22 protein-coding genes and 1 pseudogene are annotated in these 22078 nt (G+C 72.4%); 16 read left to right on the top strand and 7 right to left on the bottom strand.

Features of this window, described 5'->3' with window-relative positions; translation table 11 throughout:
- Positions 1-10: 10 nt before the first annotated feature.
- A complete protein-coding gene (locus ACF1AG_RS14780) occupies positions 11-520 on the bottom strand; it encodes a DinB family protein (protein ID WP_359606367.1) in 510 nt (169 codons plus the stop codon).
- A gap of 156 nt (positions 521-676) precedes the next feature.
- Between ACF1AG_RS14780 and ACF1AG_RS14775 the strand changes: the two genes are divergently transcribed.
- From ACF1AG_RS14775 to ACF1AG_RS14765, 3 genes are all read left to right on the top strand, one after another.
- On the top strand, positions 677-2446 hold the full coding sequence (locus ACF1AG_RS14775) for an MOSC domain-containing protein (protein ID WP_387796229.1): 1770 nt from the start codon (positions 677-679) through the stop codon (positions 2444-2446).
- 204 nt (positions 2447-2650) lie between these two features.
- The gene (locus tag ACF1AG_RS14770) at positions 2651-3640 is read left to right on the top strand and encodes a sporulation protein (RefSeq protein WP_387796226.1); all 990 of its coding nucleotides are present in this window, start codon (positions 2651-2653) and stop codon (positions 3638-3640) included.
- A gap of 125 nt (positions 3641-3765) precedes the next feature.
- Positions 3766-4221 carry a TerB family tellurite resistance protein gene (locus tag ACF1AG_RS14765; RefSeq protein WP_359606361.1) on the top strand — a complete coding sequence of 152 codons (456 nt, stop codon included), beginning with the start codon at positions 3766-3768 and terminating at the stop codon, positions 4219-4221.
- A gap of 64 nt (positions 4222-4285) precedes the next feature.
- Here ACF1AG_RS14765 and ACF1AG_RS14760 read toward each other — a convergent pair whose 3' ends face one another.
- Together ACF1AG_RS14760 and ACF1AG_RS14755 are read right to left on the bottom strand one after the other, a co-directional pair.
- Positions 4286-5230 carry a M56 family metallopeptidase gene (locus tag ACF1AG_RS14760; protein WP_387796224.1) on the bottom strand — a complete coding sequence of 315 codons (945 nt, stop codon included), beginning with the start codon at positions 5228-5230 and terminating at the stop codon, positions 4286-4288.
- Between the two features lie 6 nt (positions 5231-5236).
- Positions 5237-5626 (bottom strand): BlaI/MecI/CopY family transcriptional regulator, encoded by a 390-nt coding sequence (locus tag ACF1AG_RS14755; protein WP_019523046.1) that lies wholly within the window; start codon positions 5624-5626, stop codon positions 5237-5239.
- A 213-nt stretch (positions 5627-5839) separates the two neighbouring features.
- On the opposite strand from ACF1AG_RS14755, the gene ACF1AG_RS14750 reads away from it, so the two are divergent.
- Both ACF1AG_RS14750 and ACF1AG_RS14745 read left to right on the top strand, forming a co-directional pair.
- Entirely contained in the window at positions 5840-6415 is a 576-nt protein-coding gene (locus ACF1AG_RS14750; protein ID WP_359605636.1) for a TerD family protein, read from the top strand.
- A 28-nt stretch (positions 6416-6443) separates the two neighbouring features.
- On the top strand, positions 6444-6683 hold the full coding sequence (locus tag ACF1AG_RS14745; RefSeq protein ID WP_359605634.1) for a twin-arginine translocase TatA/TatE family subunit: 240 nt from the start codon (positions 6444-6446) through the stop codon (positions 6681-6683).
- 33 nt (positions 6684-6716) lie between these two features.
- On the opposite strand, the pseudogene ACF1AG_RS14740 reads toward ACF1AG_RS14745, so the two are convergent.
- The 3 genes and pseudogenes from ACF1AG_RS14740 to ACF1AG_RS14730 all read right to left on the bottom strand — a co-directional run.
- Positions 6717-6956: pseudogene (locus ACF1AG_RS14740) on the bottom strand (GNAT family N-acetyltransferase); the annotation flags it as partial.
- A 64-nt stretch (positions 6957-7020) separates the two neighbouring features.
- Positions 7021-7509 carry a CbrC family protein gene (locus ACF1AG_RS14735; RefSeq protein ID WP_387796220.1) on the bottom strand — a complete coding sequence of 163 codons (489 nt, stop codon included), beginning with the start codon at positions 7507-7509 and terminating at the stop codon, positions 7021-7023.
- 213 nt (positions 7510-7722) lie between these two features.
- Positions 7723-9795: an NPCBM/NEW2 domain-containing protein gene (locus tag ACF1AG_RS14730; protein ID WP_359605630.1), complete on the bottom strand. Its 2073-nt coding sequence runs from the start codon at positions 9793-9795 to the stop codon at positions 7723-7725.
- 423 nt (positions 9796-10218) lie between these two features.
- Between ACF1AG_RS14730 and ACF1AG_RS14725 the strand changes: the two genes are divergently transcribed.
- The 11 genes from ACF1AG_RS14725 to ACF1AG_RS14675 all read left to right on the top strand — a co-directional run bounded on the left by ACF1AG_RS14725 (position 10219) and on the right by ACF1AG_RS14675 (position 21524).
- A complete protein-coding gene (locus ACF1AG_RS14725; protein WP_359605628.1) occupies positions 10219-11499 on the top strand; it encodes an ABC transporter substrate-binding protein in 1281 nt (426 codons plus the stop codon).
- Position 11500: 1 nt separating this feature from the next.
- Positions 11501-12439 carry a sugar ABC transporter permease gene (locus tag ACF1AG_RS14720; protein ID WP_359605627.1) on the top strand — a complete coding sequence of 313 codons (939 nt, stop codon included), beginning with the start codon at positions 11501-11503 and terminating at the stop codon, positions 12437-12439.
- Positions 12439-13287 carry a carbohydrate ABC transporter permease gene (locus ACF1AG_RS14715; protein ID WP_359605625.1) on the top strand — a complete coding sequence of 283 codons (849 nt, stop codon included), beginning with the start codon at positions 12439-12441 and terminating at the stop codon, positions 13285-13287. Before ACF1AG_RS14720 ends, ACF1AG_RS14715 begins: the two co-directional genes overlap by 1 nt.
- Entirely contained in the window at positions 13284-15380 is a 2097-nt protein-coding gene (locus ACF1AG_RS14710) for an alpha-galactosidase (RefSeq protein WP_359605623.1), read from the top strand. The genes ACF1AG_RS14715 and ACF1AG_RS14710 overlap by 4 nt, the downstream gene beginning before the upstream one ends.
- 58 nt (positions 15381-15438) lie before the next feature.
- Positions 15439-16212 (top strand): SDR family NAD(P)-dependent oxidoreductase, encoded by a 774-nt coding sequence (locus ACF1AG_RS14705; protein ID WP_391809830.1) that lies wholly within the window; start codon positions 15439-15441, stop codon positions 16210-16212.
- Between the two features lie 40 nt (positions 16213-16252).
- Positions 16253-16990 (top strand): FadR/GntR family transcriptional regulator, encoded by a 738-nt coding sequence (locus ACF1AG_RS14700; RefSeq protein WP_359605619.1) that lies wholly within the window; start codon positions 16253-16255, stop codon positions 16988-16990.
- Positions 16987-18132, top strand: a complete 1146-nt coding sequence (gene dgoD / locus ACF1AG_RS14695) for a galactonate dehydratase (protein WP_359605618.1) — start codon at positions 16987-16989, stop codon at positions 18130-18132. Before ACF1AG_RS14700 ends, dgoD begins: the two co-directional genes overlap by 4 nt.
- Positions 18129-18953 carry a hypothetical protein gene (locus ACF1AG_RS14690; protein WP_359605616.1) on the top strand — a complete coding sequence of 275 codons (825 nt, stop codon included), beginning with the start codon at positions 18129-18131 and terminating at the stop codon, positions 18951-18953. The genes dgoD and ACF1AG_RS14690 overlap by 4 nt, the downstream gene beginning before the upstream one ends.
- Before the next feature lie 92 nt (positions 18954-19045).
- Positions 19046-19678, top strand: a complete 633-nt coding sequence (locus ACF1AG_RS14685) for a bifunctional 4-hydroxy-2-oxoglutarate aldolase/2-dehydro-3-deoxy-phosphogluconate aldolase (RefSeq protein ID WP_391809829.1) — start codon at positions 19046-19048, stop codon at positions 19676-19678.
- Positions 19675-20544 carry an SMP-30/gluconolactonase/LRE family protein gene (locus tag ACF1AG_RS14680; RefSeq protein ID WP_359605614.1) on the top strand — a complete coding sequence of 290 codons (870 nt, stop codon included), beginning with the start codon at positions 19675-19677 and terminating at the stop codon, positions 20542-20544. The genes ACF1AG_RS14685 and ACF1AG_RS14680 overlap by 4 nt, the downstream gene beginning before the upstream one ends.
- Entirely contained in the window at positions 20541-21524 is a 984-nt protein-coding gene (locus ACF1AG_RS14675) for a sugar kinase (RefSeq protein WP_391809828.1), read from the top strand. The genes ACF1AG_RS14680 and ACF1AG_RS14675 overlap by 4 nt, the downstream gene beginning before the upstream one ends.
- 4 nt (positions 21525-21528) lie before the next feature.
- On the opposite strand, the gene ACF1AG_RS14670 is transcribed toward ACF1AG_RS14675, so the two are convergent.
- A complete protein-coding gene (locus tag ACF1AG_RS14670; RefSeq protein WP_391809827.1) occupies positions 21529-22065 on the bottom strand; it encodes a hypothetical protein in 537 nt (178 codons plus the stop codon).
- Positions 22066-22078: the final 13 nt, after the last annotated feature.

The following is a 22078-nucleotide window of genomic DNA, read 5'->3' as shown; positions in this document are numbered from 1 at the left end:
ACCACGGCCCTCAGGCGCCGACGGTCCCGTCGACGCCCTCGCGCAGGAAGTCGGCGTGGCCGTTGTGACGGGCGTACTCCAGCAGGACGTGCAGCATCACCATCCGCAGCGACACGTCCTCGCCCCACCTCGGCTGGTGCCCGGCCCGGTCGAGGGAGGGCGCCTCCCGCTCGACCCGGCGCGAGTTCTCCACCTCCGCCTCCCACGCCGTGAACGCCTCCCGCCGGGTCGACGCGTCGGCGTCGTACGCGGCCTGGAAGTCGACCGTGTCCGACCAGACCATCGGCGCGTCGTTGTCCTGGAACACCCGGCGGAACCAGGCGCGTTCCACCTCGGCCATGTGCCGCACCAGCCCGAGCAGCGACAGCGTGGACGGCGGCATCGACCGCTGCCGCAGTTCCTCGTCGCTCAGCCCTTCGCACTTCATGGCGAGCGTCGCCCGGTGGTAGTCGAGGAAGGCGCGCAGCGTCTCGCGCTCACTGCCGGACAGAGGCGGTCCGACCCGGCTGTCGCTCGTCACGGCGATGATCTCCTTCTCGTCGACGGACGTACGAGTATGCCGCCGCACGGCGTACGCCCGGACCTCCGGCCCTGGCGGGCGGACGGCGCTCGCCTCGTCGATCCCGGCGCGACGGCCTAGCCTTTTCCGTAGCGACCGCTGCGGAGAGGTGCGGTGATGGCGCGGCTGCTGTCGGTGAACGTCGGTCTGCCCCGGGACGTGCCCTGGCGGGGCGAGACGGTGCACACCGGGGTCTTCAAGAGCCCGGTGTCCGGTCCGCGCCGCGTCCGGCGCCTCAACATCGAGGGCGACGGACAGGGGGACCTGCGCGGACACGGCGGCGAGATGCGGGCCGTGCTCGTCTACCAGGCCGACTCCTATCGCCACTGGGCCGCACACCTCGGCCGGGACGACCTTGTCCATGGCAACTTCGGCGAGAACTTCACCGTCGACGGGCTCGCCGACGACGAGGTGTGCGTGGGGGACCGCTACCGGATCGGCACGGCGGTCTTCGAGGTCACCCAGCCGCGGGTGACCTGCTACCGCGTGGGCATGCGCCTCGGCGAACCCCGCCTGCCCGCCCTGCTGGTCTCGCACGGCCGCCCCGGCTTCTATCTGCGGGTGATCGACGAGGGCGAGGTGGAAGCGGGTCAGGAGATCGTCAAGGTCGCCGACGGGCCGGAACGCATGACCGTCGCGGAGACCGACGCCCTGCTCTACCGGCCGCCCCACCCCGCCGACCGCCTCGAACGGGCGCTTCGGGTGGACGCCCTCAGTCCGGGCTGGCAGGCGTCGTTCCGCGCCCTGCTAGACCAGGCGCGCGGCGACGGTGACGGGACTGCCGGCAACGCGGGACTCAGCCCGGTGTCGGTCGCCCGTCCGGCGTGGGACGGCTTCCGGCCCCTGCGCGTCGAACGTGTCGTCGACGAGACGCCGGACGTCCGCTCCCTCTGGCTCGCCGCTCCCGACGGGACACCGCTGCCCGCCGCGCGCCCGGGCCAGTACCTCACCGTGCGGACGCCGCGGACGGACGGGGCCCCGGGGACGGTGCGCTCCTACTCCCTGTCCGGGCCGCCGGGCGCCCACGGCTACCGGGTCAGCGTGAAGCGGGAGGAGAACGGACGGGCCAGCACCTGGCTGCACACCGGCGTGCGGGCCGGCGACGACCTCCAGGCGGCGGCCCCCCGGGGCGCCTTCGTCCTCCAGGACTTGCGGGAGGACCCCCGCCCGGTGGTGCTCGTCTCCGCCGGGGTCGGCGTCACCCCGCTCCTCGCCATGCTGTACGCCCTCGCCGACGACGCCTCGCGGCGCCAGGTCTGGTGGCTGCACGCGACGCGGAACGCGCGCACCCACGCCTTCGCCGGCGAGGTGCGCGGGCTGCTGTCCCGGCTCCCCGACGCCCGGCTCCGTGTGTTCTACAGCAGGCCCGGACCCGACGACCACCTCGACGCCGGGACCACGCCCGGCCGGCTGACCACCGACGCCGTCGCGGAACTCGGTCTTCCGCACGACGCCCAGGCGTACCTGTGCGGACCGGACCTCTTCATGCGGGGCGTCACCGAAGCCCTGCAGCTCAACGGCATCGACCCGCCCCACATCCACACGGAGATCTTCGGGGCCGCCCCCGGCTCCACACCGGGCATCGCGGCCAGGAAGCGCCCGAGCCCGCACTCCCTGCCGTCCTCGGGCCCGGGACCACACGTGGAGTTCGCGCGCAGCCAGGTGACTGCGGCGTGGAACGGCGACCACGACAGCCTTCTCGAGCTGGCCGAGGCCTGCGACGTGCCGGTCAGGTGGTCCTGCCGCACGGGAGTGTGCCGTACCTGCGAGACGGCGCTGATGTCCGGCGCGGTCGACTACACCACGGAACCCGTGGAGCAGCCCCCGCCGAGCTCGGCCCTCATCTGCTGTTCGCGGCCCGACGGGGACGTCGTCCTCGACCTCTGAGACGCGCCGGCGGCCGGTGGCACATGGCCGACCCGCCGCCGCCCCGAGCTGCGGAGAGCCCGTTTTCGGCCGTTCCCGGCGAGCCCACCCCTGATCACCCCGTTCATGGGCCGACGGCGTCCTATGCTTCTACGCGTCTGTAGAAAGGGCCGTCGGACGACGGCCCTGACACACGCACGTACGCACAAAGGAGTGGACGCCGCCATGGTGTTCAAACGACTGCTCGGATCCCTCGGTGTGGGCGGCCCCACGGTCGACACGGTCCTCGACCCGGGCGCGCCCCGGCCCGGTGGCGCGCTCACCGGCCAGGTCCGTCTCGAGGGCGGGCAGGCCGACTTCGACATCGAGCACATCGCCCTGGAGCTGGTGGCCCGCGTCGAGGCCGAGCACGCCGAGGGGGAGAGCGAGGGTGTGGTCACCTTCGAACGGTTCACCGTCGGCGGGGGGTTCCGGCTCGCCGCGGGGCAGCGGCACAGCGTCCCCTTCACGGTCACGCTGCCGTGGGAGACGCCGGTCACCGAACTGCACGGCCAGCACCTCGGCATCGTCCTCGGCGTGCGCACCGAACTCGCGGTGGCCGGCGCCCGGGACAAGGGCGACCTGGACCAGCTGAGCATCGCCCCGCTGCCCGTACAGGAGGCGATCCTCGAGGCGTTCGGGCAGCTCGGCTTCGGCTTCAGGTCGGCGGACCTGGAGTACGGCCACATCGCCGGCACCGGCCAGCAGCTGCCGTTCTACCAGGAGATCGAGCTCACCCCTGCGCCGCAGTACGCCCACCAGGTCAACGAGATCGAGGTGACCTTCCTGGCCGATCCGGGCGGCGTCGAGGTGGTCCTGGAGGCCGACAAGCGCGGCGGCCTCTTCTCCGGCGGACACGACGCGCTGACGCGCTTCACCGTCGGTCACCACGACTCCCGCGACTGGAACGCCGAAGTGGACGCCTGGGTGCGTCAGCTGACCGAACGCCACGGTGGCGCCCACGGTCACGCCGACCCGTACGCCGTGCACGACCAGCACGGTCACCACGCCGACCACGGCCACGGTGGCCACCACAGGAGCGGCCCCGGTATGGGTACCGCCGTCGCGGCGGGAGCCGCGGGCCTCGCCGTCGGTGTCGCCGGCGGGATGGTCGCGGCCGAAGTCGTCGACGAGGTCGGCGACTTCTTCGAAGGGGACGAGGAGGACGAAGGCTGACCGACGCCTTCGCGATCGAGGCATCCGCCACCCCCTGCTGATAACTTCTACAGTGGTGTAGAAACAACCGGAGCCCGGACGACCCCCTTCCGTCCGGGCCTCCTCCCGACACGTACGGAGCTTCCATGGCCCTGTGGGACCGCCTCAAGGAGTCCGCATCGTCGATGCAGACCCAGCTCATGGCGAAGAAGAACGACCTGAAGAGCGGCGCCTTCCGGGACGCCAGCATGGCGATGTGCGCGCTCGTCGCCGCTGCCGACGGCACCGTCGACCCGGCCGAGCGCCAGCGCGTCGCGCAGCTCATCGCCACCAACGAGGTGCTGCAGAATTTCCCGGCCGACGACCTGCGCCGCCGCTTCGAGGACAACCTGAACAAGCTCACCACCGACTTCGCCTTCGGCAAGGTGAGCGTCATGCAGGAGATCGCCAAGGCGAAGAAGAAGCCCGCCGAGGCACGGGCCGTGATCCAGATCGGCATCGTCATCGGCGGGGCCGACGGCGACTTCGACAAGGACGAGAGGGCCGTGGTCCGCGAGGCGTGCTATGCGCTGGACCTGCCGCCGCACGAGTTCGACCTCTGACCGACCGCGACCCACGGGGGGCCGGCACCGTCACGGTGCCGGCCCCCCGTGCGTTCCGGCCTCTCTACAGCGGCGTCGCCGCGTGCAGGATGAGCACCATCGTCACCGCGGAGTTCGCGGACGACATGGCCGACACGACGGCTCCCGTGGCCGCACCCCACGCCGCGACGCCCACCGCCGTGAACAGCGACGGCCACGTACGCACCGTCGGCGCGGGCCCGAGCAGCGCGGCCACCCGGCGCGGCACCGGGCCCGCCGCGGCCAGACCGGCCAGACCGCCCGGCGTGGCGGCCGGGGCGCCCCGCGACACCAGTGCCGCCTTGCCGATCGCACGCGCCACCGTCCGGCGGCTGCCGACCGTCTGCGCCGCGTCCTCGTCCGCCCACCGCTCCGTCGTGTACGACACCGCCGTACGCAGCGGGCACAGGAACGGATTGGCCTGCGCGGCCAGCCGCACCGTGAGCAGGAAGCGGTGGTGCCGGGCGGACAGATGCGCACGCTCATGCGCGAACAGCGCCCGCCGCTCGGCCGGTTCCAGACACTCCAGCAGACCCGTCGTGACCACCACGCGGTCCCGCCGGCCACCGCCCGGCAGCGCGTACGCGTACGGCTCTCCGTCCGGCAGGACGGCCACCTCCGTGTCCCGCAGCCCCGCCAGCGCCCGATGGGCCCGACGGCGCATACGCGTATGCCGCCACCACGTCCGGCCGCACACCACCAGCAGGGCGAACAGCGCCGGGATCGCCGCCTTGCCCGCCACTTCGTCGTACGGCACCGCCGCCCGCACCTCCGGGTCCGACCAGCCGTCGGGCAGTGGATTCCCGGGCAGCTGGGCCGTGCCGACCACCATCACCAGGGCGAGACAGAGCGTGCTGCAGGCCGCCATCACCGCGGCCACCCCGGTCAGCAGCCGCGTCCCGGTGCGCGGATGCAGATGCTGCTCGGCCAGGCGCGCGATCGGCCACGCCGTCAGCGGCAGCACCAGCGGCAGAAAGACGAAAACCCCCATGAGGCTTCAGTCTTCCCCGTCGTGCCCCGTCGGACGCAGCAGCTCCCGCAGCAGCCGCTCGTCGTCCGGCCCTAGGCCGGTCACGAAGCTGGCCAGCACGGCCTCACGGTCGCTCTCGGAGTCCAGCACCTTGCGCATCCGCCGGGCGGCCAGCCCCGCCTGGTCCAGCGCGCACGTCCAGGCGAACGAACGCCCGGCCCGCTCCCGCGTGACGGCGCCCTTGGCCAGCAGCCTGGTCAGGATGGTGATCACCGTGGTGTACGCGAGGTCGCCGCCCAGGCGCTCCTGCACCCAGCCGGCGGTGGCCGGGCCGTCGGCCTTCCGCAGTGCCGACAGGACCAGAGCCTCCAGCTCACCCTGCCCCCGCCGCCGGGGACGCTGCCGCTGCTCGCCCACGTCCTGTCTCCCTCCTGCCGCCGTGCGTTCGCCGCGCGGACATCGTATAGACGCCCGCGGTCCGTCCGGCCGTGCGCCCCGCACGGGCACTCGGGCGCCACGGCCCCGAACGTACGGTCCCACGCCCTGCCGCGCGATCTCTACAGTGATGTAGATTCGTAGCTCCGGACCCGAGCCGCGGGCCCGACCGCACCCGCCGAGAAGGAGCACACCGTGGGAGTTTCCCTGTCCAAGGGCGGCAACGTCTCGCTCAGCAAAGAGGCGCCGGGCCTGACGGCCGTCCTGGTCGGCCTCGGCTGGGACGTCCGTACGACCACCGGCACCGACTACGACCTCGACGCGTCCGCCCTGCTCCTTGACGCCTCCGGCAAGGTGCTGTCGGACCAGCACTTCATCTTCTACAACAACCTGCGCAGCCCCGACGGTTCGGTGGAGCACACCGGTGACAACCTCACCGGCGAGGGCGAGGGCGACGACGAGAGCGTCAAGGTGAACCTCGCGGCCGTGCCCGCCGAGGTCGACCGGATCGTGTTCCCCGTCTCCATCCACGACGCCGAGAACCGCGGCCAGAGCTTCGGGCAGGTCCGCAACGCGTTCATCCGGATCGTCAACCAGAGCGGCGGCGCGGAGATCGCCCGCTACGACCTCTCCGAGGACGCGTCCACCGAGACCGCGATGGTCTTCGGCGAGCTGTACCGCAACGGCGCCGAATGGAAGTTCCGCGCCGTCGGCCAGGGTTACGCTTCCGGCCTGGCCGGGATCGCCGCCGATTTCGGCGTGAACGTCTGACCCGGAGAGACAGGGAGAGCGGGAGACCATGTTCGGACTGAGCGAACTGGCCATCATCCTCATCGTCGTCATCGCGATCGTGCTGGCCAAGAAGGGCCCCGAACTGGCCCGCAACGCGGGCAAGTCCGCCCGCATCCTCAAGGCCGAGGCGCGCGCCATGAAGGAGGCGGAGGAGCAGCAGGCGACGGACACGCCTCCCCGGGTCATCCAGGGCGAGACGATCCCGAACCGCACGGAGCACCCGCCGACGGACGGTACGCGCCCGTAGTCCGCGAGGAAGGACGGCTGCCGGGAGCCACCAGAGGGCGATCAGCCCGGCAGCCGTTGTCCGGAACCCGCAGGCGTCGACGTAGAACGCCGGCAGGTGCTCCTCGAAGTCGACGTGCAGCCACCGACATCCGGCGGCACGGCTCCCTTCGGCGGCGAGACGAACGAGCGAGGTCCCCACGCCGCCGCCGCGACACCTCCCGGTCACGACGGTGGCCAGCACGAAGACATGCACTCCGCCGTCCCAGGCGACGCTGACGAACCCGACTGCCCCTGCGCCGCAGGCACCGCCGTGCGTGCGTGGACGACGATGTATCCGGGGGACGTCTCATTGACTCTCAGCCGGCGTCCGCGTAGGCGAGATGCCTGCCGCACACCGTGCAGCGGAACAGCACGGCCGCGGCATCCCCGCCCAGATGAGTCACGAAGTCGCCGAGCTGCTCGAGGGCCTCCGGGTGTCGCGCCAGCTCCGCGTGTCCGACCTCGCCGACCAGGGCGGCGGCGTCCCCGCAGTGGGTCAGCCAGTGCGGCTGCTGCCAGCCGTGGAAGCCGGGCGTACGTCGGGTGACCTCGTGGACGACGTCCATGCTGACGTCGTCGAGCCCGTAGCAGTCGGTGAAGTCGCCCTCGAAGCGTTCGGCCGCGCTGCCGTCAGCGATGCACCACGGGCAGAAGGGCCCGTCGACGTCGTGCTCCGCGTAGAAGGTGGCCGTGTAGATCCAGCCCCTGCTGCGCCCGCAGCACACGCACCTGTCGGCGGACGCGCGGATGGAGCCGGTGGCTACGGGGTCCGGGTGATAGCGGAAGCAGGGCAGGCCGTCACTCATCGCCGGTCTCGATCTGTCTCATGGGGGAGCAGTCTGCAGGCGAGCGTGTCGTCGATCAAGCACGGCTTCTGACCTGAGTAGGGCGCCGTCCTTGATCTCCTGCGCGCACGGCGGGGCGCCCCTCCCGGGTCCGCCAGGCCCGCAGGGCGTCGCACAGCCGCACCCCGGCCGCCCACCGGGCGGATCGAGATGCGGCCGCGACGACACCTCCGTTCAGCAGCTCACGTTCAGCCCCGCCCAGTCGGCCCGGTCGTTGTACCCCCCGTCGCCCGCGTCCCCGACCACCAGGTCGAGCACCCGGACCCCCGTCACGTCCACATCCGCCTCGCGGACCGCGTCCCGGGTCACCACGCCGCTGTCGAACAGCACACGCCCGTCTCCGAGAACCTGGAACGTCGATGTGCCGCCCTCGGGGCCGACGTTGCGGACGGCGTCGTCGATGCCGACGGTCGTCCGCAGCCGGGTGCACCGGTCGCCGAGGTAGTAGCGGACGGTGGAGGGTGAGGCGACCCCGAGGCCGGTCGGGTGGACCTGGCCCAGCATGCTGATCGGCGACCCGCCGCCCACGCTCCGGTCGACCGTCGGGCTCATCCAGCCACTGGTGGCACTGATCCAGTCGTGATGCGACAGCGCGACGTCGTCACCTTCCGGCGCCGTCGGCGCCACCCTCAGCGCCGCTGTCGTCGTCAGCGCCTGGCGCCCTTTGCCCGGCACCTCGTACGACGCCCTCGCGGTCAACGCGGCGTCCCCCGGCGCCGCACCGTCGGGCAACGTCAGCCGGAATTCGAAGGTCGCCGCGCGCCCCGGAAGCAGCAGCTTCGGTGCCGTACCGACAGTCCGCACCGTCCACCCCTCCGGGGCCGACAGCCGCACCCTCGGTGCGACGACCGGCCGCGCGCCGTCGTTCCGTACCGTGGCCTCGACCTGGGCGTCGTCACCGCCGGCCGCCACCGGAGCGACCCCCGCCGGCACCGCGTCCCCGCCGACCGCCGTCACCTGCGGCAGCCCGGCGACGACATGCGGCGCGCCCGGCTTCCCGGACGCCCGTCCGATCCGGAACAGAGCGGCACCGTGGGCCGGCACAGCCGCGCTGATGGTCCCCGCGCTCTCCGTGATCCGGTCCGTCCACACGTCCTTCAGCGTGAAGCGACCACCGGTCAGCCCGACCTTGCTGGCCGTCGTCGTCAGCGTCGCGGGACTGTCGCCCCGGTTCAGCAGGACCACCGCACGGTCACCGTCGGCGAGGGGCTTCACCCACGTCTCCGTCGTCCCGGCGGGCCCGACCCGCACCGCCTGGACGGCGGCCTCGTCCTGGTTGATCGCGAGGACGTCGCGGTCGGTCAGGATGCCGAGCGACGTCCCGCTCAGCTTCCGTACGTCGCTGCCGATCACCAGCGGCGCCGCCGCCACCGACCAGAGCGTCATCTGCGTACGGAACTCCTCGTCGGACATGCCAAGTTCGGGACCGAGGTAGTCGGGGTCGTTGAAGCGGCCCGGCCCGGCCACCTCGGGATGCCGCGCGTTCGCGTCGTAGTTGCGCAGCACGTCCTTGAACTTGATCTCGCCCACGAACCCGACGTCCGTGTACGTCCGCCAGGACTGCGCGATGCCCGGCGCGTAGGTCCAGGAGTACGTCGACTGCTGCTCCTCCGGGTAGTCGCCCCAGTCGGGGGAGGTCACCGGGTTGCAGAGGTTGAAGAGCATGGGCCTGTCGCTGGCGTTGTTCCGCAACGCCCGAGCGAACTCGGTGAACACCGTCCTGGGGTCGAGGTCCGCGGCGATCCCGCAGAGGTAGTCCACCTTCACCGCGTCGAACTCCCAGGCGGCGAACCGGTCCGCGTCCCGCTGGTAGTGACCGCCGCTGCCGAGTCCGCACTTGCCCGGGATGTAGGGCCCCGCGTCGGTGTAGATGCCGGCCTTGAGGCCCTTCGCGTGGATGTAGTCGACGAGCGGCTCGAGCCCGTGGGGGAACTGGTCGGGGTTGGGGACCAGGTCGCCGGCCTCGCTGCGCGGTGTCGGCGCCGCCCAGTTGCCGTCGATCCACACGTACTCGTAACCGGCGTCGCGCAGACCGCTGCTGACCAGGAAGTCGGCGATCGATCTGATCTCCGCGTCGGTCGGGTCGCCGCCGAGCGCGTAGTAGGTGTTCCAGCCCATGTACGGCGTCGGGCTCAGCACCGGCGGTGCGCTCCCTCCGCCGGCGGCCGGGGGAGCGGCCTGGGCGGGTGCCTGCACGACCAGCAGCGCCGTCAGGAGGGCGAGCAGGACGGTGAGTTGTCGTTTCACTTCGGATCCTTCGCTGTCCGATCAGGCGTGCGCCCGGCTCAGGGGGTCGCGTCATGGTCCGTCAACGGACGTGCGCCTGCGGGATGTTGCCAGGGATCCTGCAACCACCTCCCACCCGCGTCAACAATAATTCCTAAATTAAGAGTTGCTGCCGCGAGGGACCTCACCCGTCGCAGATTAATTAGTAATAATCCTTGACAGCGACTCGTTCCGCAGCCACAGTCTTCGCCGTGACACCGGCGCCCCGCCCGCCCCCCCGGCGGCCCCGCCCCTGTCCTCGCGTCTCGCCCGCCAGGCGACCCGCTCATTAATTAGTAATTATCCTTGACGTGGCGCCCCCGCCACGCGAACCTGTACGCGCCGCGACCAGCGCCCGCACCCACCGGAGCCGGTCCCCGCCGCGCGGATCCCCAGGGAGTGCTCATGACCCACCACCAGCCCAGCCGACGACGGTTCCTCGCCGGGCTCGGCGCCGCCGGCACGGCGGCCCTGCTCAGCGGCTGCGTCACCTCCGGCTCCTCCGGCAAGAGCTCCTCCGGCGGCGCGGTGACCCTCCAGTCCAACCTGTCCGCCCCCCAGGCCAAGGCCGCGATGGAGGACCTCGTCGCCGCCTACGGAAAGAAGGGCGAGGTCCGGCTCAACACGGTCGCCGCAGAGACCTTCCGCACCCAGCTGCCGACGTACCTCACCTCCGCCAACCCGCCGGACGTCTACACCTGGTACCCCGGTTCGGTCGCCGACGCCTACGCCCGCAAAGACCTGCTGCTCGACCTCGGCGAGGTCTGGGCGTCCCCCGAACTGCGCGGCTACTCCGACGCACTGAACACCCTGTGCACCGCGAGCTCTGGCAAGAAGGTGTTCGTGCCCACCACCTACTACTGGTGGGGCATGTTCTACCGGAAGTCGAACTTCGCGAAGTGGGGCGTCAGCGAACCCAAGAGCTGGGACGAGTTCCTCGACCTGTGCGACCGGCTCAAGAGCAAGGGCATCACCCCCATCGGCCTCGGCGCCGGCGGCAACACCGCCTGGGTCGCCTCCGCCTGGTTCGACTACCTGAACATCCGCGTCAACGGCGCCGCGTACCACCGGGACCTCCTCGCCGGGCGGCGCCGCTTCGACGACCCGGAGGTGCGCAAGGTCTTCGACCGCTGGCAGGAGGTGCTGCCGTACTTCGACCCGGACGGCACCGCCGTCGCCTTCCAGGACGCGTCCACCTCGATGCTGAACGGCCGCAGCGCCATGATGCTCATCGGCACCTTCTTCGCCGACGCCGCCCCGAAGGACGCCCTGGACGACATCGACTTCTTCCGCTTCCCTGTCATCGACCCGAAGGTCCCCCTCGCCGAAGAGGCGCCCACCGACGGCTACTTCGCCGGCGCCCGCACCGGCCGCCGCGAAGAGGTGATCGACCTGATGCGCTTCCTCGGCACCGCCGAGGCCCAGGAGATCTACATCAAGGGCTCCTCCGGCACCGTCCTTCCCTGCCACCCCGACGCCGAGGACGCCGGCACCCCCCTCGTCGTCAAGGGACGCAGGCACGTCGAGGACGCCGCCGAGATCACCCAGTTCTTCAACCGCGACTCCAGCGACGCCCTCCAGCCCACCGCGGACAACGCGCTCACCCGCTTCCTCGCCGAACCCAAGTCCGTCGGCTCGGTCCTCACCACCTGGCAGCGCGACGCCGAGAAGATCTGGAACGCCTGACGTGGCCGTCCTGACCGCGGCCAAGAGCACCTCCCCGGCCCCCGTACCGTCCCGCGGCGGGCGGCGCCGGGGAGCCGCCCGCCGCACACCCCCGCTGGTGCTCGCCTTCGTCATGGTCCCGCTGCTCGCCGAGGCCCTCTGGGTGTTCTGGCCCGCGCTCCAGGGCTTCTACCTGGCCCTCACCGACTGGGACGGCGTGTCCGCGCCCACCTTCGTCGGCCTGGACAACTTCCGGGAGATGGCCGGCGACGACACCTTCCGCAGCGCCACCTGGCACACCGTGCTCTGGCTGGTCCTCTTCGGCGGCCTGTCCGCGCTCCTGGGCCTCGCCACCGCGCTGCTGCTCCAGCAGGAACGCCGCGGCATCGGCTTCTACCGGGCCGCCCTGTTCCTGCCGGTGGTCTTCTCCCTGGTCGCCACCGCCCTCGTCTGGCAGGCGATCTACCAGCCCGACGGCGTCCTCAACCAGGTCCTCGAATCGGTGGGCCTGGAGAGCCTCCGGCACGCCTGGCTCGCCGACCAGGACACCGCCCTCTACGCCGTCATCGTGCCCGCGCTCTGGCGGCAGATCGGCTATGTCATGGTGCTCTACCTGGCCGGGCTCAAGGGCATCGACCCCGCCCTCCACGAGGCGGCCAGGGTCGACGGCGCCTCGACCTGGCAACGCTTCCGGCACGTCACCCTGCCCCAGCTGCGCAGCGTCAACGCCGTCGTCCTCTCCGTCATCGTCATCGACTCCCTGCGCTCCTTCGACGTGGTGTGGTCCCTGACCCGAGGCGGCCCCTACCACTCGTCCGAGCTGCTGAGCACCTACATGTACTCGACCGCCTTCCAGTCCCTGCGCCTCGGCTACGGCTCCGCCCTCGCCGTCGTCATCTTCGTCCTCGCCTTCGGCGTCATCTGCTCCTACCTCGTCCGTGCCTTCCGGGAGGCCGACTGATGACGACCACCTCCGCGGCCGTACGCCGCCGCCGCGCCGCCACCGCCGGCTTCCACCTCGGCGCCGGGACCCTCGCGCTGCTCTGGCTGCTGCCCATCGCCCTGGTCCTGGTGACCAGCCTGCGCTCCTTCGACGACATCGCCGCCAACGGCCTCGGCAGCTGGCCGCACTCGTTCACCCTCGACAACTTCCGCCAGGCCTGGGTCGACGGCGGCCAGCAGCGCGCCCTGATCAACAGCCTGCTGGTGACGGTCCCGGCCGTGCTGGTCACCCTCGGCCTCGCCTCCATGGCCGCCTTCGCCCTCAGCCGGTACGAACTGCCTCTCCGGCGCACGCTGTTGCTGCTGATGCTCGGAGGCAACCTGCTGCCGCCGCAGATCCTGCTCATCCCCGTGTCCAAGCTCAGCGAACTCATGGGTGTGTACGACACCCTGACCGCCCTGATCGGCGTGCAGATCGGCTTCGGTGTCGGCTTCTACGTCTTCGTCCTGCACGGCTTCATGCGCGCCATCCCCGCCGAGATCCAGCAGGCCGCCGTGGTCGACGGAGCCGGCCCCTGGCAGATCTTCTGGCGGATCATCCTGCCCCTCACCCGCCCCGCCCTGGCCGCCCTAAGCGCCCTGTCGTTCACCTGGATCTTCAACGACCTGCTGTGGGCCATCACCGTGCTGCGCAGCGACACCAAGATGCCCATCACCGCTGCCCTCATCGGACTCCAGGGTCAGTACGTGTCCATGTGGAACGTCATCGCCGCCGGATCCGTCATCGCCGCCGCGCCCACCGTCGCCGTGTTCCTCCGATTCCAGCGGCACTTCGTGGCGGGCCTCAACCTGGGAGCCGTCAAGTGACCCACGACCGCTGGACCTTGCGTACCGACACCACCAGCTACACCGTCCGCCTCTCCCCGGACGGACGCTGGGCCGAACTCGACGCCTGGGGACCGCACGGCTGCGAGGACGGCCCCTCCGCCCTCGACCGGTCCCGGCGCACCCACTTCCTCACCCCCGCCGACGCCGCCCCCGCGGAGTATCTGCCGTACGGTATGCGTCCGTTCACCGGTTCCGACCTCGTGGCATCCCGCCCGGGCCGTGAGCGTGGGGTGTGGTGGGAGTTCGACGGCGCCGAGACGGGGGAGGGCTCGCTGCGACTGGCCTTCACCGACGACGTCCTCGGCCTGCGGACGGTCCTGTGCTACGCCACCGTCCCCGGCGCCGACGTCGTCCTGCGCTGGACCGAGCACACCTGCACAGGTGACGAGCCGCTGCGACTGGAGCGGTTCGACTCCGCCGCCGTCAACGTCCCCGCACCCGACGGCGTACGGCTGACGTACCTCACCGGTCAGTGGTCCCAGGAGTTCCAGCGCACCCAACTCGACCTGACACGCGGCACCTTCACCATGGGCAGCGTCCAAGGCGTCCCCGGACACGCCTACGCGCCCTGGCTGGCCCTGCAGGACCGCTCCGCGCCACAGGACGGCCCCGCGCCCGCCTACGGCGTGGCCCTGGAGTGGCCCGGCAACTGGCACATCACCGCGGAGGCCGAACCGGGCGGAGCCGTACGCGTCCGCGCCGGACGCGTCCCGCACGAGGGCGCGGTGCTCCTCACCCCCGGCGACACCCTCACCACACCCCGGCTGGCCTGCGCGTTCAGCCCTGAAGGGCTCGACGGACTGGCCCGCGTCCAGCACCGCTACGAACGCCTGCTCTCCGGCGAGCGTCTCCACCGCACCCGCAAGGTGCTCTACAACTCCTGGGAGGCCACCGGCTTCGACGTCGACGCCGCCGGCCAGCTGAACCTGGCGAAGGCGGCCGCCGACATCGGCGCGGAGCTGTTCGTCGTCGACGACGGCTGGTTCACCGGCCGCACCGACGACACCGGGGGACTCGGCGACTGGTACCCGGACCCGAAGGCCTTCCCCGAAGGCTTCGACACGTTCGTCGCCGAAGTCCGCGCGCTGGGTCTCGACTTCGGCCTGTGGGTGGAGCCCGAGGCGGTCAGCCCCGGCAGCCGCCTGCACGCCGAACACCCCGACTGGGTCTACCGGATCGACGACCGCCCCGCCCGCCTGGTCCGCAACCAGCTCCTCCTCGACCTCGGCCGCGACGACGTCCAGGACTTCGTCGTCGCCACTCTCGACCGGCTGCTCACCAGCTACGACATCAGCTACCTCAAGTGGGACATGAACCGCCCGCCCACCGAACGCGGCCGCCCCGGCGCGGGACCAGCCGACCTCCTCGACCTGGACGCCTCCCACGTCACCGGCTACCTCCGCGTCCTCGACCACCTCCGCACCGCCCACCCGCACGTCACCGTCGAGGGCTGCGCGGGCGGCGGCGGACGCGTCGACCACGCCACCCTCGCCCGCACCGACGTCGTCTGGCCCAGCGACAACACCGCCCCCCTCGACCGGCTGCGCATCCAGTACGGCTTCCTGCACGCCCACGCCCCGCACGTGATGAGCTCCTGGGTCACCGACGCGGCCGGCGTCTTCGACCCGCGCCCGCGCAGCCTCGCCTTCCGCTTCGTCACCGCGATGTGCGGCGTCCTCGGCGTCGGCGCCGACCTGCGCGCCTGGACCCCGGAACAGCGCACCGAGGCGGCCCGGTGGATCGCCCGCTACAAGCAGGTGCGGGACGTGATCCACCACGGGGAGGCACGCCTCCTGGGCACCCCGGACGAACCGACCTGCGGCGTCCAGTACGACGCCCCCGACGGGACCCGCACCGTCGTGGCCGCCTTCAGCACCGGACGGCTCGACGGCGCCCCGCTCGTCCCCGGCCGCCCGGCCCGGCTGCGGCCGCGCGGCCTCGACCCCGCCGCCCGCTACCACGACCCGCACACCGGCGCCGCGTACTCCGGCGCCCATTTGCTCCACTACGGCCTGCCGTTCGCATGGACCGCCCGCCACGACGCCGAACTGGTCGAGCTGGTAAGGCGATAGCCCTCCCCGGCAAGGTTGCCCGAACCTCACCGTCACACCGAAGGAGCCGGATCCCACGATGGACCAGCCAGCACGACGCCACGGCGACCGCTACCACGGCCGCACCGCCGTGGTCACCGGAGCCGCCTCCGGCATCGGAGCCGCCACGGCCGAGCGCCTGGCGCAGGAAGGAGCGGCCGTCGTCCTCGCCGACGTCGCCGGGGCGGCCGGCGAGACCGTCGCCGCCCGCATCACCGGCGCCGGCGGGCGCGCGCTGTTCGTCCGCGCCGACGTGTCCGCCGAGGCCGACTGGGACCGCGTCGTGGACGCCGCGCACACCTTCGGCCCCGTGGACCTGCTCGTCGGCAACGCCTACACCGTGGAGGTCGCCCCCGCCCACGAACTGTCCCTCGACTCCTGGCGGCGACAGCTCTCCGTCAACGTCACCGGCAGCTTCCTCGGCTTCCGCGCCCTCCTCGACGACCTGCGGGAACGTCACGGCGCGGTCGTGCTCACCTCCTCCGTCCACGCCCACGCCGGCATCCCCGGACACCCCGCCTACGCCGCATCCAAGGGCGCCTTGCTCTCCCTGTGCGGGCAGCTCGCCGTGGAATACGGACCCGAGATCCGCGTCAACGCCGTCCTGCCCGGGCCCATCCTCACCGCGGCCTGGGACAGGGTGCCCGCCGACGAACGCGCCCGCAGCGTCGCCCAGACCGCCGCCCGGCGCTTCGGAACCCCCGCCGAGGTGGCCGCCGCCATAGCCTTCCTGGGCAGCGACGACGCGTCCTTCGTCACCGGCTCGCACCTCGTGGTGGACGGCGGCTGGAGCGTCGTCAAGGCCTCCGCATGACGATCACCGACCGTATCCCGCAGCAGAAAGGCTCTCCGACATGACGCCCTACGCCCGTCGTGGTGTGCACGGCCAGACCGTGGAAGCCCTGGCCCGCCGCATCCTGGGTGGGGAGATCCCCGAAGGCGCCACTCTCGACCTGGTGGCCCTGCAGAGCGAACTCGACGTGAGCCTCACCGCCCTGCGCGAATCGCTGAAGGTCCTCGCCGCCAAGGGCATGGTCGACGCACGCCAGAAACGCGGCACCTTCGTCCGGGCGCGCGGCGACTGGAACCTGCTCGACGCCGACGTGCTGCGCTGGCAGTTCGAGGGCGGACGCACCACGGAGGCCGACCGCGCCCTGCTGCACAACCTCGCCGAGGTGCGCGCCATCATCGAACCGGCCGCGGTCCGGCTCGCCGCCGAGCGGCGCACCCCCGACGATCTCGCCGCCCTCGACGACGCCATCCGGGCGATGGGGGAGGACGACAGCGACGCAGGCCACGCCGTCGCGGCCGACCTCGCCTTCCACCGGGCCCTGCTGCAGGCCACCCACAACGAACTCCTCGAACGCATGGAGATGGTCATCGAGTCGGGCCTGGCCCACCGCGACCGCATCGTGCACAGCTCCCCGCACAGCGAGAACCCCGTACCCGCCCACCAGGCTGTCCTCGACGCCGTGCGCGAGCAGGACCCGGACGCCGCCGAGGCCGCCATGCGGGCCCTGCTCGACCAGGCCGGCCGCGACCTGGAACGGATCGACGGCGACGACGAGACGGAAGGCCCCGGCACGCAGTGAAGATCGCCCGCATAGAAACGTTCCTGGTCCCGCCGCGCTGGCTGTTCTGCCGCGTGGAGACCGACGACGGGATCGTCGGCTGGGGCGAGCCCGTCGTCGAGGGCCGCGCCGAAGTGGTGCGCAGCGCCGTCGACGTGCTGTCCGAGCACCTCCTCGGCCAGGACCCGCTGCGCATCCAGGACCACTGGCAGGTGCTCACCAAGGGCGGCTTCTACCGTGGCGGCCCCGTCCTCTCCAGCGCCGTCGCCGGACTCGACCAGGCCCTGTGGGACATCGCGGGACAGGCCTACGGCGCCCCCGTGCACGCCCTGCTCGGCGGCCCCGTCCGCGACACCGTCCGCGTCTACGCCTGGGTCGGCGGCGACGAACCGGCCGGACTGCGCGAGCAGATCACCGCCCAGGTCGAGGCAGGCTTCACCGCGGTGAAGATGAACGCCGCCGGCGCCACCTCCCCGCTCTCCACTCCCGCCGAGACCGCCGCCGTCGTCGCCCGGGTGGCCGCGGCCCGTGAGGTGCTCGGCCCCGAGCGTGACGTCGCAGTCGACTTCCACGGCCGCTTCACCGCCGCCACCGCACGCCGCATCCTCACCGAGCTCGCCCCCCTGCACCCGCTGTTCGTCGAGGAGCCCGTCGTCCCCGAGCAGGGCCACCTGCTGCCCGGCCTGGTCGCCGCCGGCCCCGTACCCCTCGCCACCGGCGAGCGCCTCTACTCGCGCGCGGAGTTCCTCCCCGTCCTGAACGCCGGCGTCGCCGTCGCCCAGCCCGACCTCTCCCACGCGGGCGGCATCTCCGAGGTGCACCGCATCGCCTCCCTCGCCGAGACCTACGGCGCCCTGCTCGCCCCGCACTGCCCGCTCGGCCCGATCGCCCTCGCCGCCAGCCTCCAAGTAGCGTTCGCCACACCGAACTTCCTCATCCAGGAGCAGAGCCGCGGCATCCACTACAACAAGGACGCCGACCTCCTCTCCTACGTCGTCGACCCCGAGCCGTTCCGTTTCGTCGCCGGCCAGGCCGTACGCGGAGACCGCCCCGGCCTCGGCATCACCGTCGACGAGACCGCCGTACGCGCCGCCGACCGCGCCGGACACGCCTGGCGCAACCCCGTGTGGCGCCATGCCGACGGCTCCTTCGCGGAGTGGTGAGCACGGTGCCACCGCGGATCACCACCGACCTGGTCAACGGCGGACGCTGGACCTCCCTCAGGGCGGGCGACCGCGAATGGCTGTGGCGACGAGAGGCGTCGGGACGGACGGCCGTCGCACCGGGGGACGCCTTCGTCGACGCGGGCGGCCTGGAGGAGTGCGTTCCCACCGTGCGGGGCACCCCCGACCACGGGGACGCGTGGGCGCGCCACTGGTACCGGGACGGAGACACCGACCGGGTCGACTGCGAGCGCTTCGGCCTGACCCGCCGCATCCGCGTCCTGGGCGACCGTGCGGAGATCGACTACACGCTCACGGCCGACCCCGGGTTCCGCTTCGTCTGGGCGGCCCACGCGCTGCTCGCCCTGTCAGACAGGGCGGTGCTGCACGCGGCACCGGGGGCGTCGACCCGCCTGTACCCGGAGGCTGCACCCCTGTTGAAGGAGCCGTGGCCCGCCGGAGCGCCCTGGCTGGAGGGGGAGTGGCCCGCCCCGCACGGACTGCGCCTGGACCGGATCGGTCCGGACGACGGGACGGCGGTCGGCGCGGTCGTGGCCACCGGCCGCGCCTGCGTCCACGACGGCCCGGAGGACCGGCTGAGCCTGTCCCTCCAGGCCGAGGGACAGCCGTTGTCGGTCGCCCTGTGGCGGAACCTCGGCGGCTGGCCCGAAGACCATCCGTATCGCAGCACGGGCGTGGAACCGATGCTGGGGAGGGTGTTCGATCTGGCGGAGGCGGGTGACGGGGACGCGGCGCGCGTACCGCCCTCAGGCGAGGTCGGGTGGCGTCTCACCGTGACCGCGGACTGCGGCTGCCCATGAGGGACACCCGGGTCTGAGCCCCGCCCCGACCGACTGTTCTCCGTACTCGAAGCCGTACTGACGTACTGATGACGTACTGAAGGGAAACCGTGGTGGATCTCAAGGCCGCGCTGGCCACCCACCGCCTGCTCGCCATCGTGCGCGGCGGCGACGCCGACGCGTCGCTGAGCACCGTGCTGACGCTGGCCGAGGAGGGCGTCGAGCTGATCGAGGTGTCGCTCACCGGGGCCGACGCCTTGACGGTGATCGCGCGGGCCCGAGCCGCCCTGGGCGACGCCCGCCCGCTGGGCGCGGGCACCGTCCTCACCGCCGACGACGCCCGCGCGGCGCGTGACGCCGGCGCCGACTTCCTCGTCACGCCCGCTCTCGGCGAGGCGGTGAGCACGGCCCGCGCACTCGAACTTCCGGTGCTCGCGGGCGTGTTCACGCCGACGGAAATGGTCACCGCCCGCGCGCTGGGCGCGACGGCGCTGAAGATCTTCCCCGCGGAGCAGGCCGGGGGACCGGCGTACGTCAAGGCGCTGCGCGGCCCCTTCCCGCACGAGCTGTTCGTCCCCGTCGGAGGCGTCGACGAGGAAGCGGCCCGCGCTCATCTGGCCGCCGGTGCGACGGCGGTAGGCGTCGGCTCCCCGCTGGTCGGGGACGCGGCCGACGGCGGAAGCCTCCCCGCTCTGCGAGCCCGTACCAGGGCGTTCACGGCAGCCGTGGGGGAGGCGGGCCGGTGACCGGCGTACCACGGCCCACGCGCCCCGACCGACTCGAACTCGGCGAAGGCATCCGCCACGCCGACGGCCGTCTCGTGCTGGTCGACCTCCTCGCAGGCCGTTTGCTGACCGCTCCCGACGACCCGGCGGCGCCCCTCCGCACGCTGACCCGCCTGCCGTGCGCGCTGGGTGCGGTGGCCCCGGTGGCAGGCCACCCCGACCACTGGATCGCCGCGGCGGACACCGGCGTGTGCCTGCTCACCCCGGACGGCACACCGCACTGGCTGGCACGACCGGAGGGGGAGGGCATGCGCATGAACGACGCCACCGCCGACCCGGCCGGCCGCTTCTGGGCGGGCAGCATGTCCTACGACGGCGAGACGAACGCGGGCTCCCTGTACCGCGTCGACCCGGACGGCACGGTCCACCGCGTCCTGGACGGCATCACGATCCCCAACGGCCCGGCCTTCACCCCGGACGGCCGCCTCATGTACCTGGCCGACAGCGCCCGGGGCCTCGTCCGCCGGTACCCTGTCGACCCCGCGACGGGCGCGCTCGGCAGCCCGGAGGAGTTCGTCCGCGTCGAGGACGGCAGCCCGGACGGCATGACGGTCGACGCCGAGGGCGCGGTGTGGGTCGCCGTCTGGGGCACCGGCACCGTCCGCCGTCACCTCCCGGACGGCAGCCTCGACCACACGGTGCGCCTGCCGGCCCGCCAGCCGGCCGGGGTGTGCCTCCAGGGCCGCACCCTCCACATCACTTCTGCACACCTGGGCCTCGAGGATCCGGGCCCGGACGACGGCGCGCTCTTCAGCACACGGGTCGCCGTACCCGGACTTCCCGCCGCCCCGTACCGGCCTGAGTTCCCCCTCCCGGAGCCGCTGTGAACACCGACCTCATCCCCGCCGAGGGCCATGTGGTCTGTGTCGGCGAGACGATGGCCGCCCTGACCCCCGACCCGCCCGAGCCGCTGGAGGACGCCGACCGTCTGCGGCTCGCCGTGGCCGGAGCGGAGTCCAACGTCGCGATGTACCTGTCCGACCACGGCATTCCCGCCGTCTGGCTCTCGGCCGTCGGCGACGACCCCCTGGGCCGCCGCGTCCTCACCGCCGTGTCCGCGGCGGGCGTCGACGTGTCGTACGTCCGGACCGACCCGTGCCGCCCCACGGGACTGATGGTGAAGAACCCGGGCCCCGACGGCACCTGCGTCCACTACTACCGCTCCGGCTCGGCCGCCTCCGCCCTGGGCCCGGAACTGCTCGACCGGGAGCCGGTGACGAGGGCCCGGCTGCTGCACTTCTCCGGCATCACCCCCGCCCTCTCGACGTCCTGCCGCGCCCTCATGGACCGCGCGCTGGCACCGTCACCCGCCCGACGCCCGTACGCCGTCAGCTTCGACGTCAACCACCGCGCCGCTCTGTGGCCCGCGGACGTCGCGGCGCCGGTCCTCCGGCGACTCGCCAACCAGGCCGACATCGTTCTCGTCGGCCTGGACGAAGCACAGGGGTTGTGGGGAAGGGACCTCACCGCCGAGGAGGTACAGGGGCTGCTACCCGGCCCACGGGTCGTCGTGGTCAAGGACGGGGCCCGGACGGTCACGGCCTTCACGCCCGGCGGTCCGACCACTGTCCCCGCGCTGCGGACGCGGGTGGTGGAACCGGTGGGAGCGGGGGACGCCTTCGCGGCGGGCTTCCTGACGGGCGTGCTGCGCGGCGAAACCCCGACCCGCGCCGTGCGTCTGGGGCACATCACCGCGGCGTCGGCCCTCCAGGTGACGGCGGACCACGGCCCGCTGCCACCCCCGCGGGAGACGGAACGCCTGCTCGGCCTGCCGGAAGAGGAGTGGCAGTCGCTCACCGGGCGGTGATCCCTCAGGGCCAGAGTTCCGTCACCGCGTCCAACGCCTCGTGCCACATCGGTTCCGCTCCGGTCCCGTAGGCGGCGGCGAGGGCGTAGCCCACGGCCGCGTCGTACGGCTCCGGAGCGGCCGTTGAACGGCGCTCACCGTTCTCCCACTCGACCGTGACCTTCCCGTCGCCGGTCGAGGTGAGGACGCCGAGCCGCCGCTTGTCCCGCAGCAGGCGGCTTGTCTCGGTGGAGTTCGGCACCAGCACATACCGGCGGTCCCGCGTCGCCGAGACGACCTCCACCCGGTACGACCTCCGGGACAGGAATCCCTTCGCAGGACGGAGCGTCTCCTCGTCACCGTCGACGAGCAGGGTGAGCCGGTCGGGGTCGCGCGTGCCGATCGGCACGCGCGTCGCCACCTCGGTGTCCGGGCTGCGCCGGATCTCGACGGTCGGAAGCCCGCCTCCGCTCACGCACAGCGTGCCGCCCGCATGGTCGAGTTCGATCTCCACCTGCCCGAACAGCTGATCCGCGACGGACGTGTGCACGACCGAGTCCATGGACCCCCTGGTT

The organism is Streptomyces sp. NPDC014764, assembly GCF_043082785.1.
Taxonomy (GTDB): Bacteria; Actinomycetota; Actinomycetes; order Streptomycetales; family Streptomycetaceae; genus Streptomyces; species Streptomyces althioticus.
The sequence above is the reverse complement of the archived record's forward strand: the minus strand, read 5'-3'. Positions and strand labels throughout refer to the sequence as shown.

Bases quoted from the DNA above. Each gene is read 5' to 3' on its own strand.
- ACF1AG_RS14775 (WP_387796229.1), top strand. From the start codon at position 677: ATGGCGCGGCTGCTGTCGGTGAACGTCGGTCTGCCCCGGGACGTGCCC.
- ACF1AG_RS14770 (WP_387796226.1), top strand. From the start codon at position 2,651: ATGGTGTTCAAACGACTGCTCGGATCCCTCGGTGTGGGCGGCCCCACG.
- ACF1AG_RS14765 (WP_359606361.1), top strand. From the start codon at position 3,766: ATGGCCCTGTGGGACCGCCTCAAGGAGTCCGCATCGTCGATGCAGACC.
- ACF1AG_RS14760 (WP_387796224.1), bottom strand. From the start codon at position 5,230: ATGGGGGTTTTCGTCTTTCTGCCGCTGGTGCTGCCGCTGACGGCGTGG.
- ACF1AG_RS14745 (WP_359605634.1), top strand. From the start codon at position 6,444: ATGTTCGGACTGAGCGAACTGGCCATCATCCTCATCGTCGTCATCGCG.
- ACF1AG_RS14735 (WP_387796220.1), bottom strand. From the start codon at position 7,509: ATGAGTGACGGCCTGCCCTGCTTCCGCTATCACCCGGACCCCGTAGCC.
- ACF1AG_RS14725 (WP_359605628.1), top strand. From the start codon at position 10,219: ATGACCCACCACCAGCCCAGCCGACGACGGTTCCTCGCCGGGCTCGGC.
- ACF1AG_RS14715 (WP_359605625.1), top strand. From the start codon at position 12,439: ATGACGACCACCTCCGCGGCCGTACGCCGCCGCCGCGCCGCCACCGCC.
- ACF1AG_RS14705 (WP_391809830.1), top strand. From the start codon at position 15,439: ATGGACCAGCCAGCACGACGCCACGGCGACCGCTACCACGGCCGCACC.
- ACF1AG_RS14700 (WP_359605619.1), top strand. From the start codon at position 16,253: ATGACGCCCTACGCCCGTCGTGGTGTGCACGGCCAGACCGTGGAAGCC.
- ACF1AG_RS14670 (WP_391809827.1), bottom strand. From the start codon at position 22,065: ATGGACTCGGTCGTGCACACGTCCGTCGCGGATCAGCTGTTCGGGCAG.